Origin of the sequence: Kineosporia rhizophila (assembly GCF_021277265.1) — a bacterium.
Taxonomy (GTDB): Bacteria; Actinomycetota; Actinomycetes; order Actinomycetales; family Kineosporiaceae; genus Kineosporia; species Kineosporia rhizophila.
The window spans coordinates 573,458-588,933 of record NZ_JAJSOH010000001.1; the positions used below are offsets into that span (position 1 = coordinate 573,458).

Here is a 15,476-nt window from a genome sequence, read left to right on the forward strand (position 1 = left end):
GACAGGAGTACCACCCCGCATGAACACTCCGCTCCAGATCGCGGTCATCGTGGTGAGCCTTGCCATGACCGTGGCGGGGGTCGCGCTGCTGGCCCGCGCCGTCACCAACTTCGTGCAGGTCATCCGGCTCGGCGAGCCCGACCGCTCACGCACGGCAGACCCGGTGGCGCGTACCCGGACGCTGGTGGTGGAGTTCCTGGGCCACACCCGGATGGCGCGGCTGCCGCTGGTCGCGGTGGCGCACTGGTTCACCATGGTCGGGTTCGGTTTCCTGTTCTTCACCCTGGTCACGGCGTACGGGCAGATCTTCGACCCGCACTTCCGGCTCTGGCTGGTGGGCGCGTTCCCGCCCTACGAATGGGTGTCCGAGGGCCTGTCGGTGATCGGCCTGGGCGGCATCCTGCTGCTGATGGCGGTGCGGCAGAAGCAGCACCCGCGCAGCCAGGGCCGCCGGAGCCGGTTCTTCGGCTCGACCTTCTGGCAGGCATACTTCGTCGAGCTGGTGATCCTCGGCGTGATGGTGTGCATCCTGCTGCTGCGCAGCCTCGAGTACGCGATCGACCACGAGCACGGCAACGGGTGGCACTACCCGGTCGGGCAGCTGCTGGGCTCGGCGTTCGGCGGCCTGTCCGACAGCACGCTCGAGAACCTGATCGTGCTGGTCGCCGGCATCAAGATCGCGATCTCGATGTCCTGGGCGATCACGATCGGGCTGAACACCACGATGGGTGTGGCCTGGCACCGCTTCCTGGCCTTCCCCAACATCTGGTTCAAGCGCAACCCCACGCCCTCGCGGGTGGGCCCCTCGACCACCAGCCTGGGCCCGCTGCAGCCGATCTCGCTCAAGGGCGAGGTGCTCGACTTCGAGAACATCGACGAGCTCGACGAGGACGCGGCGCTCGGCGTCGGCGCCGTCGAGAAGTTCACCTGGAAGGGTCTTCTCGACTTCTCCACCTGCACCGAGTGCGGGCGCTGCCAGTCGCAGTGCCCGGCCTGGAACACCGACAAGCCGCTGTCGCCGAAGATGCTGATCATGTCGCTGCGCGACAACGCCTACGCCAAGGCTCCCTGGCTGCTGGCCTCCGAAGAGGCCCGCAAGGAGGCCGAGGCCGCCGGTGGCGCGGCCGGTGCCCCGGCGGCGGACGCGGGCAAGGGCAGTCTCGGGCTCGGCGGTTCCGGGCTGGATCTGCTCCGGTCGGCCAAGGCGGTCGCCGACCGGCCGCTGATCGGCGAGACCGGTTACGAGCTGGACAATCCGCTGGCCGCCTACAACGGCGGGGCCGACGGCACCGGCGGCGTGATCGACCCGGACGTGCTGTGGTCGTGCGTCACCTGCGGCGCCTGCGTCGAGCAGTGCCCGGTCGACATCGAGCACGTCGACCACATCGTCGACATGCGGCGCTACCAGGTGCTGATCGAGTCGGCCTTCCCCAACGAGCTCAACGGCCTGTTCAAGAACCTCGAGAAGAACAGCAACCCGTGGGGTCTGGCCCCCCGCCTGCGGATGGACTGGGCCAAGAACCTGCCCTTCGAGATCAAGCAGGTCGGCGCCGACATCGAAGACCTGTCCGAGGTCGAGTACCTGTTCTGGGTCGGCTGCGCCGGCGCCTACGAGGACCGGCAGAAGAAGACCACCGTCGCCATCGCCACCCTGCTGCACGAGGCCCAGGTCGACTTCGCCGTGCTCGGCGACGGCGAGGCCTGCACCGGCGACTCGGCCCGCCGCTCCGGCAACGAGTTCCTGTTCCAGCAGCTCGCCCTGCAGAACGTCGAGGTGCTCAACGAGTCCAAGGCCACCAAGATCGTGGTCTCCTGCGCGCACTGCTTCAACACCATCCAGAACGAGTACCCCCAGCTGGGCGGCCACTACGAGGTGGTCCACCACACCCAGCTGCTCAACCGCCTGGTGCGCGAGAAGCGACTGACCCCCGTCGCCCCCATCGACAGCCCCGCCCCACCGGTCTCCAACGCCGGAACCGAGGGCAGTGCCGGTGCATCATCGACCGCCGCACCAAGCGCCGCACCAGCCGCCGCACCGACCGACACAGCACCGGCGGAGACTGCACCGGCCACCCCGGCCGCGCTCACCCCGGTGACCTATCACGACCCCTGCTACATCGGCCGGCACAACGGCATCTACGAACCTCCGCGCGAACTCATCGGCTCCCTGCCCGGCGTCGAACTGCGCGAGATGCCCCGCAACTCCGAACGCGCCTTCTGCTGCGGCGCGGGCGGCGCGCGGATGTGGATGGAAGAGAAGCTCGGCAAACGCATCAACACCACCCGCACCGAAGAGGCCGTGGCCACCGGCGCCGACACGATCGCCGTGGGCTGCCCGTTCTGCCGGGTGATGCTCTCCGACGGGCTCACCGCCAAGCAGTCCGAAGGCGCTGCCCGCGAAGAGGTCCAGGTCCTCGACGTGGCCCAGATGCTGCTTGCCGCCGTCCAGCGCGGCAAGCCGGACCAGGCCCAGCCGACCAAATAGGGATAAAGCAAGCCAGAAGAGCCGGTCCGGCCAGTGCGCCGGGCCGGCCAGAGGGCTGCGCCGGTCAGAGGGCTGCGCCGGTCAGAGGACCGAGCCAGCCCGAGGACCGAGCCGCCAGAGGGCTGGGCCGACCGGTGGGCCGCTCCGGCTAGTGAACCGGGCCGGTCAGAGAGCCGAGCCAGCCAGAAGGCCGAGCCAGTCAGGGGGCCGAGCCAGTCAGCGCCCCGGGCCGGCCAGTGAACCAGGGCGGCCAGTGCGCCAGGCCGGTCAGAAGGGCCGACCCGTCCGAAGGCCCACCCGTTAGAGGGCCCGACCCGTCAGAGGGCCGAGTCAGCCAGTGAGCCGAGCTGTTCAGAATGGTGAGCGCGGTGAGGAGAGGCGTGCTGGCCAGCAGACCCTTGTTGGTCGGGCGAGCGAGCTGAGCAGGCCAAGAGGACGGGCCGGCGTGGAGCTCCGGCGAGCCCCACGCCTCGAGGTAGGACAGGGCGCTTCATCCGCCGAACCAGGTGGGTCAGCGCAGGAAACGCCGCCCGGCAAGGACCACGTCGACCAGGCCGTTCAGGGGAGCCGGCCCTGGTCTCTCCACGGCGCCGGGGCCCCGCCTGCCCAGCCGCCCCGAGCGCCCAGGTGACCTGCCCGGCGTCCGGGCCCACCGACGTCCAAAAGCAAGCTGGTCCGGCCCGAGTCGACTCGGGCCGGACCAGCTTTGCTCACGAGAGTGATGACCTCAGGCGCCGTCGGCGCCGGTCTCCTCGGCGGGGGTGCCGGGCCTCGGGATCGGACCGATCGGCCCCGGCTTGGGTACCCCCGACCGCGGTGGCGCGGGAACGGGTCGTGGTGCCCGCATCGTCCGGACACCCCGCTGTTCGTGCTGACCCGCTCCACGGGCGGGTGGTGTCGGCACCGGGCGCGGCGCTGCGCTCGGTACCGGCTCCCCCGCCGATGCCTCAGGCCCCGGCGAGGGCGGTTGGTTCTGCGATGGTGCCTGCGGTGGTCCTGGCCTCGGGGTCGCCGATCGACCCGAACCACCACTGCGCCGTTGGGGAACGACCGGGCGAGCCAGACGTCGCAGCCTCTCGGCCACTTCGTCGAGACTCTCCCCGGAGGCCGCCGCGGCAGCGTTGGCGGCCTGGACCTCGGCGTAGACCTCCGCGCGGTGCACCTGGATGCTGCGCGGGGCCTCGATGCCGAGGCGGACTGTGTCTCCCCGTACGTCGAGGACGACGACTCGGACGTCGTCCCCGATCACGATGCTCTCGCCAGCTCGGCGTGTCAGTACCAGCACCGCGGCTCCCTCCCTGGACCCCGTTGGATCGCGAACAGCAAGGGGCCGCGACCACGGCCGACTTCAGGCCGTGAGGAGAGGCTAGCGGATAGTAAGCACCGATCAACCCAGTGGCGCGCGCACCGGCCAGTCCGTGCCGGTCAGGATGACCTGGGCCGCGGCCCGGGTCTTGGCGTTGATCACCATCGGCGCCAGCAGGTTGGCGGTCGTGGACTTCGCGTCCTCACCGGGCGTCAGCACGGTCAGGATCAGAGCGTCCGCGGCCGACTCCAGGCCCAGCTGCTCGCAGTCCTCGTCGTCGAGCTCGACCACATAGTCACTGAAGAAGATGGCCGGCGTCGTCACGACGAACCGGACATCCGGGCGCTCCAGGCTACGCAGCTCCGAGATCAGACTCTCTCGGTCGTCGATACGGGCCAGCGCGAAATGCCGCAGATCGCTGAACCCTGGGATGGGCCGGACGAAATTGATCTCGGGGACATCGGTCCCCGCCGTCCCGGAATTACTGTTGGTGAGAAGAGCAGGATTCATGGACCTGTCACCCCATCCTGGCGCCCCGACCGTTCGGGGCGCCTCTCGGACCCGGTGCACGCTTTTTGCGTGCCCCTTTCTGGCGGTTACTGCAGGAAATCGAGGAGGGACGTCTGGTTGAGTCGCGCCGTCACGCCCAGGGCCGCCTGGTAGGCCACCTGCTGGGACGAGAACCTGGTCAGGACCTCGGCGTAGTCGATGTCCTCGTTCTGGGCGAGAGACACCGTGAGGTCGGCGTTCTGGGACTCGATCGCGCGGGTGCTCGAGGTCACCCGGTTCTGGATGGCACCGACCTGTCCGGTCGCGGTGATGACCTCGTTGAGCAGGCCGTCCAGGGCGGTCAGGTTCTGGGCCGCGGAGCCGTCGAGGATGTCCTGGGCGACGGTGTCCAGCAGCCCGCTGAACTCGCCGGCCCCGATCGTGGCTCCGTCGACGTCGACCCGGACCGCCGAGGTGGAGTTGAGCTGCACCATCACCGGGTTGCCGTCACCGGTGAAGGTGCCGTCCTCGGCCACGGCCCCCACCGGGGAGGTTCCGCCGAAGATCGAACGGCCCTGGTACTGGGTGTTGTACAGGCCCTGGAGTTCCCCCTTGAGCTGCACCACCTGGGCCGAGAGGGCCGAGCGCGCCTGTTCGCTGGAGGAGCCGGCGGTGGCGACGATGTTGCTGCGCACCTGGTTCAGCCGGGAGAAGATCGACTGCAGGGTGCTGTCGACCGTGGCCAGCTGGCCGTTGGCGTAGTCGGCGTTGCGAGCGTACTGGGTGTTCGCCGCCTGCTGGTCGCGCAGCTGCATCGAGATGGCCGCGCCGGTGGGGTCGTCGCTGGCCTTGTTGATCCGCTTGCCGCTGGCGGCCTGTTCCTGCAGCCGGCTGGCCGCGTTCAGGCTGTTCTGGATCTGGGCCAGGGACTGGTTCATCTGGCCGAGCTGGGTCACCCTAGCCATGTCGTCACACCATTCCGATCAGGGCCTGGAGCATCTCGTCGGCGGCGCTGATCACCCTTGAGTTCGCCTGGAACGAGCGCTGGAACAGGATCATGTTCGTGAGTTCCTCGTTGATGTCGACCCCGGACTCCGAGTCCACCGCCGACTGAGCAGTTGCCACGACGCCGTTCTGCGCGTCGATCGCCGTCTCGAGACCCTGTACCTGGGTGCCGATCTGGGTGACCATCCGGGAGTAGACCGACTGCGGGGCCTCGGCGCCCCCCAGGGCCTGCGAGGCCTCGGTCGGGCGCACCAGGTTGCCCAGCCGCACCGCGTTCGAGCCGTCCACCGAGGGGGCGGCAGTTCGCGAGATGGCCAGTTCTTCGGCCGAACCGGCCACGACCGTGAGGCCCTGCGCGCCTTCTCCGCCGAAGAAGTCCCCACCCGGAGTACCGTCGAGCGTGTAACCCGTGCTGTGCACGGCGTTCACGGCGTCCCGGATGCCGTTCGCGACGGTGTCGAGAGTGTCCGACAGCCGCGGCAGGTCGGTGTTCAGGGCCGAGAGCACGCCGGCCGCCTGGCCACCCGAGGGCCGGGCCTGGACGGTGCCGATCAGCAGCGACGGCGGGTTGTCAGCGGCCTCGCCGATCGTGTTGGCCCCGTCCACCGACATGGTGTTCACGGCGATGCCGGAGACCAGCGTGACCCCCGAGACGGAGACCTGAACACCGCCGTTGTTCAGGTTCGTGACGGTGGCGCCGGTGAGCCGGACGATGTCGGTGAGCGCCTGGTCGCGCTTGTCCAGCAGCGCGTTCACATTGGTGCCACCGGCCTGGCCCTGCATGATCGACTGGTTCAGTCCGGCCACCTTCTGGGCGGCCGTGTTCACCTGGTCGACGATGCCTTCCAGATTGGTGTACTGGTTCCGGAACTCCTCGGCCACGCCCTGCGAGAGGCTGTTCAGCTGCGCGGCCACCGTGGCCCCGCGCTGGATCACCACGCCGGCGGCGGCGCCGTTGATCGTCGTCGCGCCGTTGGCGGTGCCGGCCGTGGGGTTGTTCCCCAGAGTGGACCAGCCCTGGTAGAACTGGGTGATTGCGGACTGCAGGCCGGTGGTTCCCGGCTCCTGCAGCAACCCCTGCACGTTGTCCAGCGGGGCGGCCTGCGCCTCGAGGGCCTCCTGCTTGCCCACGGCGCTGTTCAGCGCGGCCTGCTTGAAGGCGCTGGAGATCCGCTCGATGCCGGTGACCTGAACACCCATGAACTGGGCGCTGTTTCCGGTGTAGACGTTGGTCCCCGGCGAGGTCTGCTGACTCTCCAGGATCGCCCGCTGCCGGACGTACCCGGGGGTGGTGGCGTTGGCGATGTTCTGACTGACCACATTCAGGGCCTGCTGAGAGGCCTGCAACCCGGTCAGTCCGTTGCCCAGGATGTTGAAAGGCATGTGATCACAGAACCCGATCGATGACGGCGGGCAGTCGCCCGGCTACTGGGTCGGCATGGCCGGTCGCGTCGTAGCCCACCGCCTGGTGCGGGGAGAGCGATCCGAGAGAGTTCATTGCGGCCTCGACCAGCGCCATACCGCTGCTGATCATGGTCTTGTTGGCGTCCGCGAGGGCGTGCAGCTCAGCGGTGAGCGCGATCAGGGCCGCCCGGTGTTCCAGGAGCACCCCGGTCCACGGCGGCTGCGCCGCGGCGGCCAGGTCGGACAGCCCGCTCCCGGCAGGCAGGCCGAGCTCAGCTGCGGCCCGGTCGGCCGCCTCACCACGTTGCAGCTCCAGCACCTGGAGGTCTTCGACGACGGTCTCCACCTCGGAAACGGCGAACGCAATACGGTTCATCCGGCCGGCCGCGAGCAGGAGCTGCTCGCACTCCAGCCGGTAGCACAGCCGTTCGATCAGTTCTCGCTGTCGCCACAGCACGGCGGCGAGATCAGGAAGGCTCATCGGGAGTTCTCCAAATAAGTTCCGACGGAGGATCTTCGGACTGAGCAGCTTCAGAGGTTGGATCGGCGTCCGGGCCGGGATACTGACCTCTGGACATCGATCTCACCCACCTGGCGGCTTCCCTTTCCCCAGAGCGGCCGCGGCGGCGTTCAGGCGCTTGGAAGACCTGTCGGCATCCGGGTGGCGGACCTGAGGTCCGGGTGTCGCCCAATCGCAGTACCCGCAGCACGACCGTGCTCGGCCGACTGCTCCGTCGGTGTCCGGGCGGTTGCTCCGACGGTGTGTAAAGCCGGAAAACCCCTGTAGGACGGTGGAGGCGAAGCGCCCTACGGTCGAAGACCAAGCGTGGCCGAACTTCTGAACTCCCCCCAGACGTCCGGGAAGTCCGCCTCTGGCCGTCCGGCGGCGGAGGTGGAGGCCCTGGTGCGTGAACACCTGCCCCTGGTGGGTTACATCGCCCGGGAGACCTCGTCCCGCCTTCCGCGGCACCTGGACTCCGACGACCTGACCGGGGCCGGCGCGCTGGCTCTGGTGCAGGCGGCGCAGTCGTTCGACCCCAGTCTCGGGGTCCCCTTCGCGCGGTTCGCCAACACCCGCATCCGGGGGGCGATGATCGACCAGATGCGCCAGCGGGACTGGGCCACCCGGTCGCTGCGCAGCCGGGCCCGGGCCCTGGCGGCCACTTCCGAGGCCCTGACCGTGGCGCTGGGGCGCACCCCGGTCGACAGCGAGCTGGCCGCCGCCTCGGGCCTGACCGAGAGCGAGATCGGCGAGATCCGCGGTGGGCAGGACCGGGCGTCGCTGTTGTCCCTGGACTCGTTCACACCCGAGGGCGAGGGGCTGGCGGCGACCCTGCGGGACCCGGCCCCCCAGCCGGAGGACGCCCTGGTCGCCGCGGAGCGGGTGGGTTACCTGCGGGACGCCATCGCCGAGCTGCCGGAGCGGCTGCGCAAGGTGGTCAGCGGGTACTACCTGGAACAGCGGCCGCTCACCGAGCTGGCCACCGAGCTGAACGTGACCCAGTCACGGGTCTCGCAGTTGCGCGCCGAGGGCCTGGAACTGCTGCGGGAGGCCCTCTCCCGGCTGCTGGAGGCCGATGCCCGGGCCGGCGCGGAGGCCAGCAGCCGGAACAACACCCAAGGGGCCCGAGGACGTCGGCGGGACGCCTACGTGGATGCGGTCGCCCGGCGCTCGACGGTCAACCGGCGAGTGGACGTCGGTCGCTACCTGAGCACGTACTCGGACGTCTGAGACGTCCCCGGCGGGGGTCCGCGGGGGTCGTCCGATCGGACGCCCGATCGAGAAAACTTCGCCGGAAACCCTTCAAGAGCCCAGCACTCCGGCCGATGGAGCTGCTGTACCGGTCCACGGACGGATCGGGGATCGACCCACATCAAGGAGGACACATCATGGGTATGTACGTCACCAGCAACGTTGCCGCCCTCAACGCCTACCGTAACCTGAGCGCGACCCAGACCAGCCAGAGCAGCTCACTCGAGAAGCTGTCCAGTGGTTACCGCATCAACCGTGCGGCTGACGACGCGGCCGGCCTGGCGATCTCCCAGGGTATGCAGGCGCAGATCGGCGGTCTCAACGTTGCCGTGCGTAACGCGCAGGACGCCATCAGTGTCGTTCAGACTGCTGACGGTGCCCTGAACGAGACGCAGGCCATCCTGCAGCGTATGCGTAACCTTGCGGTGCAGGCGGCTTCCACCGGTTCTCAGGGCGCGACCGGCGCGGCCGCGGCCCAGACCGAGTTCGACCAGCTGGGCCAGGAGCTGACCCGGATCTCCAGCACCACGACCTTCAACGGTCAGGCGCTGCTGAGCGGCGCCTACAACGGCACGTTCCAGGTCGGCGCCAACGAGGGTCAGGCGGTCTCGGTCGAGATCACCACGCAGGTGGACTCGGCCACCCTGGGCGTCGACGGTCTGGACCTGGCCACCGGTGCGGCAGCGGCGATCACCACGATCGACAACGCCCTGAACACCGTTTCCACCACCCGCGCCACCCTGGGTGCTTACCAGAACCGTTTCCAGCACACGGTGAACAACCTGAACGTCGCGGTGGAGAACATGACCGCCTCCAACGCCCGTATCCAGGCCACCGACATGGCTTCGGAGATGGTGAGCTTCACGCAGGCGCAGATCCTGTCGCAGGCGGGTACCGCAATGCTGGCGCAGGCCAACCAGCAGCCGCAGAGCATCCTCAAGCTGCTGCAGTGATCCCGGTCCGGGCGCTGACCGAGAGGTCACCGTCCGGGACGACTTTCACTATCTGAATGATGGGCCGGGCGGGCAGAGTTCCTGCCCGGTCCATCACTCTTTCGCCTTGCCGTAGCACTGTGCACAGGAAGAGCACGCCCCATGAGTACACCCGGAGTTTTCATCGGTGGCCTGGCGTCCAACTTGGACACCACCTCCATCATCAACAAGCTGGTCCAGGTCCAGGGCAACCAGCAGGTCCTGCTGAAGGACCAGCAGGCCACCCAGAACAAGGCGGTCAGCGCCTACACCTCGATGCTGAGCGGGATCAACTCGACGGTGGGCCAGCTGAAGTCGCTCGCCAACACCGACGCCTGGTCCACCACCTCGGCGGTCTCCTCGTCCACGTCGGTCAGCGCGAGCACGACCGGCGGGGTGGCCAGCTCCCTGACGTTCGACGTGACGGCAGTGGCCCGGGCCCACACCGTCCTGTCCGACGGTTCGGTCAACTCCACCGGCGCCAAGGTGGCCGGCAGCGAGATCACGCTGACCCGGAACGGGACCGAGACCAAGATCAACGTCGGCACCGGCACGCTGAACGAGGTCGTCTCCGCGATCAACGGTGCCAACGCCGGCATCACCGCGACCGCGGTGCAGACCTCCCCCGGCAACTACCGCCTGCAGGTGGTCTCGACCACCACCGGTGAGGCGTCGAAGTTCACCCTGGACGGCCTGAGCGGGTTCGCCGGCGGGACCGGCGGCCCCGGCGACCCGGTGATGAAGCAGCTGGTGGCGGGCACCAACGCGGCCATCAAGGTGGGCGGCAACGACGGTTACACCGTCTCCTCGGCCACCAACACCTTCAGCGACGTGGCCCAGGGCATGTCCTTCACCGTCAGCAAGGTCGAGGCCGGGGTGACGGTCAGCAGCGCGGTCGACACGACCAAGGTGACCGACCAGATCTCCGGCGCGGTCACCAACATCAACAATCTGCTGAGCGCGATCCAGAGCAACACTGCGTGGGACTCCACCACCAAGTCCGGTGGCCCGCTGATGGGTGACAGCGCCGTTCGCAACCTGCAGCAGCAGATCCTGAGCACCGTGGCCGGGATGAACGCCCCCGGTCTGTCGGTGACCCAGGGCGGGCAGGTGCAGTTCGACAAGGCCGCCTTCGACACCGCGTTCAAGGCGGACCCGAGCGGGACCATGGCGGCCTGGGGGGCGAGCTCCTCGTTCACCGCCAGCGCCCCGAACGCCAGCGCCCGGTTCACCAACGCCGGGGCGGCCACCCAGGCCGGCAACTACGACATCGCGGTGTCCACGCCGGCCGCGGCCGAGCAGTGGCAGGTCATCCCGCCCGGCACCGGTGTGGTGGGCCGCACCGTGGAGCTGATGCGCACCAGCAGCGGCGCCAAGGTCAACTACACGATCGGCAACGGCACCGAGGCCGAGGAAGCCGCCAAGCTGAACACCGTGCTGGCCCAGTCCAGCCTCGGCCTGACCGCCAGCTACGACGCCACCAACGGGATCACCGTCACCGCGATCAACCCCGGTTCCGCCAGCGCGTTCACCGCCACCCTGTCCGCGGGGACCGCCCCGGTCCGCAAGGTCACCGGCACCGACATCGCCGGCACCATCGACGGGGTCGAGGCCACGGGCAAGGGCAACGTCCTCACCCTGGCGGTCGACGCCGAGTCCGACGCCAAGGGTCTGTCGGTGGCGGTCAACGCCTCGGCCCCCGGAGCGATCGGTTCCCTGGAGTACAAGCCCGGCCTGGCCCAGAGCCTGCAGCAGCTGCTCTCCCAGGTCAGCGACTCCGAGTCCGGCGCCCTGGTGCAGGCCCAGTCCACGGCCAAGAACCAGGCCCGCGACCTGCAGACCCAGATCGACGCCTGGACCGACCGGCTGGAGGCCTACCGGGCCACCATCACCAAGAAGTTCACGGCCATGGAGACCTCGCTGCAGAGCCTGAAGGCCCAGCAGAGCTCGCTGTCCAGCTTCTTCAGCGCGGCCGAGGCCAACTCCAGCAGCTGATCCCCCGGTCGTGAGGCCCGCACCCATCGCCGGTGCGGGCCTCACGACTCAGCTTTGCCGACCCATCTGCCGACAATCCCCTGGCGGCAGAATTCCCGGCGCAAGGGCAAGGAGCACGAATGCCGAACGGACTGGCCAGGTCGCGCTATGCGGACGACACCGCGCACACGGCCTCCCCGCAACGTCTGCTGACCATGCTCTACGACCGTCTGATCGGTGATCTGGCGGTCGCCGAGGCCGCGATGCGGACAAACGACTTCGCCGCCGTCGGAAACCGGATCCAGCACGCCCAGGAGATCCTGATGGAGCTCTGGGGAAGTCTGGACACGCAGCTCTGGCCGGAGGGTGAGGGCCTCAAGAGCCTCTACCTGTGGATGGTCACGGAGCTGAACAGCAGCCGGATCCCGTCCCAGCCCGAACGCATCCTGACTGTGCGGGAAATGCTGGAACCGTTGCGTGACACCTGGAAGCAGGCAATGACGCTGGACGCCTCCAACACCCCGACCCCCGTTGGCTGAGGTGACCATGACCAGTCAATCCGTACTTTCCGCCAACCAGTCGGCCGTGGCCGCCTGGAACAACTACTTCGATGCCGTCGAGCAGTCGATGCACGAGTTCGAGGTGGCGCTGAGCCGGCACGACGTGTTCGACCTGCGGCCGATCGAACCGCCCGGAGGCCGGCCCCCGGAGTCGTTCCGGCGCCGCGGCGAGGACCTGCAGCGCTGGATCACCGAACTGGAGTTCCGGGCCCGTTTCCTGCGTGAGGAGTTCCGGGCCGAGATCACCCGGGTCCGGCCGCAGGCCGCCCGCCGGTCCGAGTCCCGCGTCGGCGCCACCCTGGACATCAACGGCTGAGCCGACGGCCCGGTCACAGAGCACGGTCTTCCCTACGGGGGGCCGTGCTCTGGCGTTTTGCCCACGCAGCGCCCTGGCCGGCTCGAGACCGACTGAGGCCCGAGGACGTCCTCAATGAACCTTCCGGGTACCAAAGACGGGCCGGTGACCACACCGGCCGGTAGCCGCCCGTCCGGCGGCGACCCAGCTGGCGCAGCGTAGTCGGGCGGATCGGGGCCGACCGGGCATCCTGCCGGTGATCCGGGGCCCGGCTGATGCTTTCGGGTGAACCGCGTTCACAGGAACGGAGCAGCCCTCAAGCACCGGCACGCCGGGGTCGAAGCCTCCATCTGAGCAAGGACCGCTCCTGACGCGCCACGGATCGGCGCACCCCGCGCCGCTGACCGCGAAGGTCACCGGCCGAAAGACGATTGTGCCCGCTAGTTCTCGCCGAAGGGCTGCGTTCATGTCCATGCTCGACGACGTCTCCATCGACGCCCTGCACTCCGCCCTGGACGGTCTGTCCATGCGGCAGCGGGCGGTCAGCGACGACATCGCCAACGTCAACACGCCCTACTACCGGGCGCGCTCGGTCGCCTTCGAGGACCAGCTGGAACGGGCCCTGGTGAACGGGGACGACCCGATGGAGTCGGTGACCCCGAAGGTGGTCTACTCCGACGCCCCGGGCGACCTCACCGGCAACAACGTCGACCTGGGCACGGCCACGGTGAACAGCGTGAAGACCGAGATGAGCTACGAGCTGGCGCTGCGGGCCACCGGCGACCGCTTCAGCCTGCTGCGTGCCGCGATCAGGAGCAACTGACATGTTCGATTCCCTCAACATCTCCGGCAGCGGCATGTACGTCCACCAGAACTGGATGGACGCCGTCTCGGACAACATCGCGAACGTCAACACCGTGCGGCCCAGCAACGAGGACGCCTTCCAGGCCCGCTACGTGATCGCCCAGTCGATCGAGGACGGCCAGGTCGGCGCCGGTGTGCGGGTGGCCGGGGTGGAGCTCGGGGACGCGACGGGCCGGCTGGTCTACAGCCCCGAGCACCCCTACGCGGACGCCCAGGGCTACGTGCGCCAGCCGGACATCGACCTGGGTGACCAGATGACCCAGATGATCATGGCGCAGCGCGGTTTCCAGGCGAACTCCGCCAACCTCGACCGGGTGCGGGCCGCCTACCAGGCCGCCATCCAGATGGGACGCAGCTGACATGAGCACCGGACCGATCGAGGCGGTCGGCGGTGTCGGCAGCGCCGACCCCGCCCAGATGATGTCGATCGACGCCCTCTACAGCCAGATGGCCTCCGGGCTGGGCAGCGCCGACCTGGGGAGCATCGAGAACGTGTCGGTCCCCGGGATCGACGCGACCACGATCGGCCAGGCCGCGGCCGCCCGCAGCGACTCGTTCGGCGAGATGCTCGGGCAGGGCCTGCAGGAGGTCGAGAACCTCGACATCAACGCCCAGAACAAGGCCCTGGGCGCGGCCACCGGGGATCTCGACGACGTCCACGACTACGTGATCGCCGCCGTGGAGGCGCAGACCGCCGTCGAACTGACGACGACGCTGCGCAACAAGGCGCTTGAGTCGTTCCAGCAGATCATCGGGATGCAGCTGTAATGAGCCCTCAGTTCAACGCCAAGACGATCACCACGCGGGCCCGCACCTTCGCCGACGGTTTCACCACCGGGCAGCGGGCCGTCGTGATCGTGGCGGTCCTCGGCCTGCTGCTGGGCGCGTTCGCCCTCAGCCGGTACCTCTCGCAGCCCGACTGGGCGCCGTTGTACGGCGGCCTGTCCGGGGAGGACGCCAGCGCGATCACCGACCAACTGGACGCCGAGGGCGTGCCCTACCAGCTCGCCGACAACGGCACCGCCATCCTGGTGCCGCAGGAGCAGGTCTACGCGACCCGGATCAGCCTCGCCGCGGCCGGCCTGACCGGCGGGGCCGAGGGCGACGGCGCCGGCTGGGAACTGCTCGACGACCAGGGCATCACCGCTACCGAGTTCCAGCAGAACGTGGCCTACCAGCGGGCGCTCTCGGGCGAACTGTCCCGGACGCTGGAGGCGATGGCCGGGGTGGAGGACGCGGTCGTCCAGCTCGCCATCCCCGAGCCCAGCGTGTTCTCCGAAGAGGAGGACAACCCGACGGCCGCCGTGCTGCTGAAGCTGACAGCCGGTACCGAGATGGCCGACAGCCAGGTGCAGTCGGTCACCAACCTGGTCGCCGGCTCGGTGGCGAACTTGAGCCCGGACGACGTGACGGTCACCGACCAGAACGGCGAACTGCTCTCCGGAGGCAGCGGAGGCGGGGGCGCGGCCGGCGACGCGAGCGCCACCGACAGCCAGACCGCCGCCTTCGAGGCCCGGATGAACAAGTCCGTCGAGGACGTCCTCAATGCCGTTGTGGGTCCGAACAACTCGAAGGTGCAGGTGAACGCCACCCTGAACTTCGACGACACCGAGACCACGAGCAAGACCTACAACCAGGAAACCCCGCCGCCGCAGCCACTGGAACGTGCCACGGTCAACGAGACATACACCGGCGGCGGCGCGAACGCCGGTGGCACCCTCGGTCAGGAGGTCCCGACTCCACTGGCCAGTGGGGCCGGCAACGGAAACTACTCCCGCGAGCAGGAAACCGTGAACAACGCCGTGAACGAGAGCATCTCGAAGATCAACGAGGCCCCCGGCACGGTGGAGCGGATGACTGCGGCGGTGGTGCTGAACAGCGACAAGGCCAACGGGCTGACCACCCAAACCGCCTCCGCACTGGTGTCCCAGGCCCTCGGTCTGGACACCGCCCGGGGAGACACCGTGACCGTCAGCGTCCTGCCGTTCGACACCAGTGCCGCCGAGGCCGCCCAGAAGGCCCTGGACGAGCAGGCCAGCGCCGAGCGCACGGCCGGCTACCTGAACCTGGCCAAGCAGGTCGGCCTGGCGCTCCTGGTGCTGATCGCGGTGATCATCTTCCTCCGCCGCCGCAAGAAGAAGCTTCAGGAGGAGGAAGAGGCCCGGATCGAGGCGACCGCCTCCGACCTGCCCGAGGGCTACGTGATGCAGCAGCAGGGCGCACTCGGGGGCAACCAGCAGCTCGCCCTGGCCCAGGAGGCGGACCTGTCCCGGGACCGGATGCGGGACGAAGTCTCCGCCATGGTCGACAACCAGCCCGACGACGTCGCCGCGATGCTTCAGGGCTGGCTGGCAGAACGGAAGTAGCAGC

15 protein-coding genes are annotated in these 15,476 nt (G+C 68.9%); 10 read left to right on the top strand and 5 right to left on the bottom strand.

What is annotated here, in order from left to right; translation table 11 throughout:
• Positions 1-19: 19 nt before the first annotated feature.
• Positions 20-2,485: a heterodisulfide reductase-related iron-sulfur binding cluster gene (locus LWF15_RS02665; protein ID WP_232808706.1), complete on the top strand. Its 2,466-nt coding sequence runs from the start codon at positions 20-22 to the stop codon at positions 2,483-2,485.
• Positions 2,486-3,212: 727 nt separating this feature from the next.
• Here LWF15_RS02665 and csrA read toward each other — a convergent pair.
• The 5 genes from csrA to LWF15_RS02690 form a co-directional block, all read right to left on the bottom strand.
• A complete protein-coding gene (gene csrA / locus LWF15_RS35920; protein WP_285616678.1) occupies positions 3,213-3,770 on the bottom strand; it encodes a carbon storage regulator CsrA in 558 nt (185 codons plus the stop codon).
• A gap of 102 nt (positions 3,771-3,872) precedes the next feature.
• The gene (locus LWF15_RS02675) at positions 3,873-4,301 is read right to left on the bottom strand and encodes a flagellar assembly protein FliW (protein ID WP_232808707.1); all 429 of its coding nucleotides are present in this window, start codon (positions 4,299-4,301) and stop codon (positions 3,873-3,875) included.
• Positions 4,302-4,387: 86 nt separating this feature from the next.
• On the bottom strand, positions 4,388-5,245 hold the full coding sequence (locus tag LWF15_RS02680; RefSeq protein ID WP_232808708.1) for a flagellin N-terminal helical domain-containing protein: 858 nt from the start codon (positions 5,243-5,245) through the stop codon (positions 4,388-4,390).
• A 4-nt stretch (positions 5,246-5,249) separates the two neighbouring features.
• Positions 5,250-6,668 carry a flagellar hook-associated protein FlgK gene (gene flgK / locus LWF15_RS02685; RefSeq protein ID WP_232808709.1) on the bottom strand — a complete coding sequence of 473 codons (1,419 nt, stop codon included), beginning with the start codon at positions 6,666-6,668 and terminating at the stop codon, positions 5,250-5,252.
• Between the two features lie 4 nt (positions 6,669-6,672).
• The gene (locus LWF15_RS02690; RefSeq protein WP_232808710.1) at positions 6,673-7,170 is read right to left on the bottom strand and encodes a flagellar protein FlgN; all 498 of its coding nucleotides are present in this window, start codon (positions 7,168-7,170) and stop codon (positions 6,673-6,675) included.
• A gap of 345 nt (positions 7,171-7,515) precedes the next feature.
• Here LWF15_RS02690 and LWF15_RS02695 point away from each other — a divergent pair, with 345 nt between their 5' ends.
• The 9 genes from LWF15_RS02695 (at position 7,516) to fliF (ending at position 15,472) form a co-directional block, all read left to right on the top strand.
• Complete coding sequence (locus LWF15_RS02695; protein ID WP_232808711.1) at positions 7,516-8,421, top strand: sigma-70 family RNA polymerase sigma factor; 906 nt, start codon at positions 7,516-7,518, stop codon at positions 8,419-8,421.
• A gap of 158 nt (positions 8,422-8,579) precedes the next feature.
• The gene (locus LWF15_RS02700) at positions 8,580-9,395 is read left to right on the top strand and encodes a flagellin N-terminal helical domain-containing protein (protein WP_269809427.1); all 816 of its coding nucleotides are present in this window, start codon (positions 8,580-8,582) and stop codon (positions 9,393-9,395) included.
• Between the two features lie 141 nt (positions 9,396-9,536).
• Complete coding sequence (fliD, locus tag LWF15_RS02705; RefSeq protein ID WP_232808712.1) at positions 9,537-11,408, top strand: flagellar filament capping protein FliD; 1,872 nt, start codon at positions 9,537-9,539, stop codon at positions 11,406-11,408.
• A gap of 119 nt (positions 11,409-11,527) precedes the next feature.
• On the top strand, positions 11,528-11,926 hold the full coding sequence (locus LWF15_RS02710; protein ID WP_232808713.1) for a flagellar export chaperone FliS: 399 nt from the start codon (positions 11,528-11,530) through the stop codon (positions 11,924-11,926).
• A gap of 7 nt (positions 11,927-11,933) precedes the next feature.
• Complete coding sequence (locus tag LWF15_RS02715; protein ID WP_232808714.1) at positions 11,934-12,263, top strand: hypothetical protein; 330 nt, start codon at positions 11,934-11,936, stop codon at positions 12,261-12,263.
• Between the two features lie 445 nt (positions 12,264-12,708).
• The gene (locus LWF15_RS02720; RefSeq protein ID WP_232808715.1) at positions 12,709-13,065 is read left to right on the top strand and encodes a flagellar basal body rod protein FlgB; all 357 of its coding nucleotides are present in this window, start codon (positions 12,709-12,711) and stop codon (positions 13,063-13,065) included.
• Between the two features lies 1 nt (position 13,066).
• A complete protein-coding gene (gene flgC / locus LWF15_RS02725) occupies positions 13,067-13,465 on the top strand; it encodes a flagellar basal body rod protein FlgC (protein ID WP_232808716.1) in 399 nt (132 codons plus the stop codon).
• Between the two features lies 1 nt (position 13,466).
• Positions 13,467-13,874: a flagellar hook-basal body complex protein FliE gene (locus LWF15_RS02730; RefSeq protein ID WP_232808717.1), complete on the top strand. Its 408-nt coding sequence runs from the start codon at positions 13,467-13,469 to the stop codon at positions 13,872-13,874.
• Complete coding sequence (gene fliF, locus LWF15_RS02735) at positions 13,874-15,472, top strand: flagellar basal-body MS-ring/collar protein FliF (protein WP_232808718.1); 1,599 nt, start codon at positions 13,874-13,876, stop codon at positions 15,470-15,472. The genes LWF15_RS02730 and fliF overlap by 1 nt, the downstream gene beginning before the upstream one ends.
• Positions 15,473-15,476: the final 4 nt, after the last annotated feature.